The following is a 2,764-nucleotide window of genomic DNA, read 5'->3' as shown; positions in this document are numbered from 1 at the left end:
AGTAGTTAAATCAATTATTCCAAGGAATTAAATTTCAAGGAGCGAGTCTATAAAACTTGAAGATCAGCATGGTTGGATGGGGTGAAACCGAGACACGATCGCAGACCTTCTGATGTCAGATATGGCAGGCAAAAGCATATTTGGCTCACGACAGAGGAACTGAGTTGCGATCGCATATCAAAAATATCGGTCATGTAGCAGAACTTAATACTACATGTTAAGACATTAGTAGTATGTAAAGCGTGCCAGCGCTCATTGCTATATCTATTCTATTGCTAGAATCAGGCAAAAACCTTAATTTACCCTCTGTGTAAGTAAAATTCCATTCCCCAAGGAGATCGCTTTTGTGGGTAAGAATTCCGTTGAAAAACTATAACGTTGGAGTTTTTTTTGATTTATCTATTCTATTGCTAGAATCAGGCAAAAACCTTAATTTACCCTCTGTGTAAGTAAAATTCCATTCCCCAAGGCGATCGCTTTTGTGAGTCGGTTAAACATCTCAAAACTATTGTACAATAGATAAATACAAACCTCCGTCGAAAAACTATAACGTTGGAGTTTTTTGATTTATCTATTCTATTGCTAGAGTCTGGCAAAAGTCTTAATTTACCGTCGGTGCAATAATTCCATTCCCCAAGGCGATCGCTTTTGTGAGTCGGTTAAACATCTCAAAACTATTGTACAATAGATAAATACAAACCTCCGTCGAAAAACTATAACGTTGAAGTTTTTTTGATTTATCTATTCTATTGCTAGAGTCTGGCAAAAGTCTTAATTTACCGTCGGTGCAATAATTCCATTCCCCAAGGCGATCGCTTTTGTGGGTAAGAATTCCGTTGAAAAACTATAACGTTGGAGTTTTTTTGATGGCTCTATTCTATTGCTAGAATCAGGCAAAAACCTTAATTCACCCTCTGTGTAAGTAAAATTCCATTTCCCAAGGCGATCGCTTTTGTGGGTCGGTTAAAAATTTCAAAACTATTGTGCAATAAACTGACGACTTGCTAAAACAGCACTACCATAGGCTGCATCTGTATAAACAGCTTTCGTAATAGGTACTTGTAAATACCGTCCCCGAATCGCTGTAAAAATAGGATTTTTAGCGCCGCCCCCAGCAGTATAGACATTGGTGAGTGTAGCTGCGCTTAATGCTTGCAACAATTCATAGCCTCGTAATTCAATTTTGGCAATACCTTCAAGCAAACCATGAAGAAACTTCATAGGATTTTCTGGTCTAGGGGTTAATCGTGGCATTAATTCTGGGTCATTTATCGGAAAGCGATCGCCCTTTTGTAGCAAGGGATAATAATCTAACCCACTTTCAAAATTAGGGTTTATTTGTCTGCTGAAATTTTCTAACTCAGCATCAGTAAAAAAGTGTCGTAAAACAGCACCTCCAGTATTAGAAGCGCCACCCACTAACCACAAATCTCCGAGACGATGACTATAAATGCCATATTTAGCATCATCAACTCTAGTACGACTCAACAGTTTTAACACTAGAGTCGAACCCAAAGAAGTTACTGCTTCTCCCGGAGTATTCGCACCACTAGCGATAAAAGCAGCAATGCTATCTGTTGTACCCCCACAGACAACACATTCAGGAGATAGACCAAGACTATTAACAACTTCTGGAGTAACATTCCCCACTATTGCACCTGGTGTGACGACTTCAGGTAAAAGAATATTTCCCCCAACTTCAGAATTAACAAAATCAGTCAACCAGTTTGAGTAAGATAAATTGCCGACATCATAACCTAGTTTCAAAACATTGTTATAGTCGCTCACTCCTAGTTTTCCATGAAGCAAAAACCCTAACCAGTCAGCTTGATGCAAAAAATAATAAGTTTGATTTGACAGAGAAATATTTTCAATCAACCATAACAACTTTGCAAAACTAGAAGTCGCACTAATAACAGGATGATTAGAAGGAGCAATACTTTTCAACTTATCCATCATTGCCACTCCCCTACTGTCATTGTAAAGAAGCGCTTCAGTCACAGGTTGACCATAACTATTGCACAATAGTACAGTTGCCGAAGTACCATCAATAGCGATCGCTCGAATATCTCCTCGCATTTCTTGGGGAATATGGGAAATGAGATTAAATAAAGCCGTTTGCCAAACATGAGGCAATTTATTTTGTTGAGTATTTTCCCAGACATACTGTGTTTGTGCTTTAACTTGAAAATTCGAGTCAATAACTACAGCACGCGCTCCCGAAGTGCCAAAATCAAGCCCTAAGTATAAATTCATTTTAACTAAAAACTTGCTATAATTTAAACTAGAAAATTATATACAAAAACTAAGACGTTATAGTTTAGTACAAAAATTAAAAATGCTATCAGATACAAAGTTATCGACGATGATTTCCCCACAAGTCCTTTTTAAAATACAGTGGTTAGGTAAAAAAGTAGTTTTAGGACCAAATGAAGTTTTGTATACTCATGGGGATAAATCAGAACATCTCTACATAACACTTGAAGGTGAAGTCTTTTTATACTATGGTGACACGGAAATTTGGATTGGCCCAGGAGATTTTATTGGCGAAAATGGTTTTATTTTGGGAACTGAGCGTGTAGGTACAGTAAAAGCCGGAGAAAATGGCTGCACTTTGTGGTGTGTTACTCGAGATAAATTATAGCAATGAGCGCTGGCATCTTTACATATTACATAAATATTGATAATGTAACATAAAAGTAACTGTATGAGCTGTATTTTTCATAAATTAGGCGATCGCTAAAGGTTAAAGTTTTAAGGATGC

General features: G+C 37.3%; 4 protein-coding genes. 1 reads left to right on the top strand and 3 read right to left on the bottom strand.

Annotated features, from left to right (window positions below; translation table 11 throughout):
- Window positions 1-601: 601 nt before the first annotated feature.
- From F6K27_RS32845 to F6K27_RS32835, 3 genes are all read right to left on the bottom strand, one after another.
- Window positions 602-766 carry a hypothetical protein gene (locus tag F6K27_RS32845; RefSeq protein WP_287280138.1) on the bottom strand — a complete coding sequence of 55 codons (165 nt, stop codon included), beginning with the start codon at window positions 764-766 and terminating at the stop codon, window positions 602-604.
- 5 nt (window positions 767-771) lie between these two features.
- The gene (locus F6K27_RS32840; RefSeq protein ID WP_275670305.1) at window positions 772-897 is read right to left on the bottom strand and encodes a hypothetical protein; all 126 of its coding nucleotides are present in this window, start codon (window positions 895-897) and stop codon (window positions 772-774) included.
- 81 nt (window positions 898-978) lie between these two features.
- On the bottom strand, window positions 979-2,256 hold the full coding sequence (locus tag F6K27_RS32835; protein ID WP_287280137.1) for an FGGY-family carbohydrate kinase: 1,278 nt from the start codon (window positions 2,254-2,256) through the stop codon (window positions 979-981).
- A gap of 82 nt (window positions 2,257-2,338) precedes the next feature.
- Here F6K27_RS32835 and F6K27_RS32830 point away from each other — a divergent pair, with 82 nt between their 5' ends.
- A complete protein-coding gene (locus F6K27_RS32830; protein WP_287280135.1) occupies window positions 2,339-2,644 on the top strand; it encodes a cyclic nucleotide-binding domain-containing protein in 306 nt (101 codons plus the stop codon).
- Window positions 2,645-2,764 lie beyond the last annotated feature (120 nt).

The sequence above is a fragment of the Okeania sp. SIO2F5 genome (assembly GCF_010692685.1).
Classification (GTDB): domain Bacteria; phylum Cyanobacteriota; class Cyanobacteriia; order Cyanobacteriales; family Microcoleaceae; genus Okeania; species Okeania hirsuta.
Note: the sequence above shows the minus strand (reverse complement) of the source record. Positions and strands in the feature narration are given on the sequence as shown.

Bases quoted from the DNA above. Each gene is read 5' to 3' on its own strand.
- F6K27_RS32830 (WP_287280135.1), top strand. From the start codon at position 2,339: ATGCTATCAGATACAAAGTTATCGACGATGATTTCCCCACAAGTCCTT.
- F6K27_RS32835 (WP_287280137.1), bottom strand. From the start codon at position 2,256: ATGAATTTATACTTAGGGCTTGATTTTGGCACTTCGGGAGCGCGTGCT.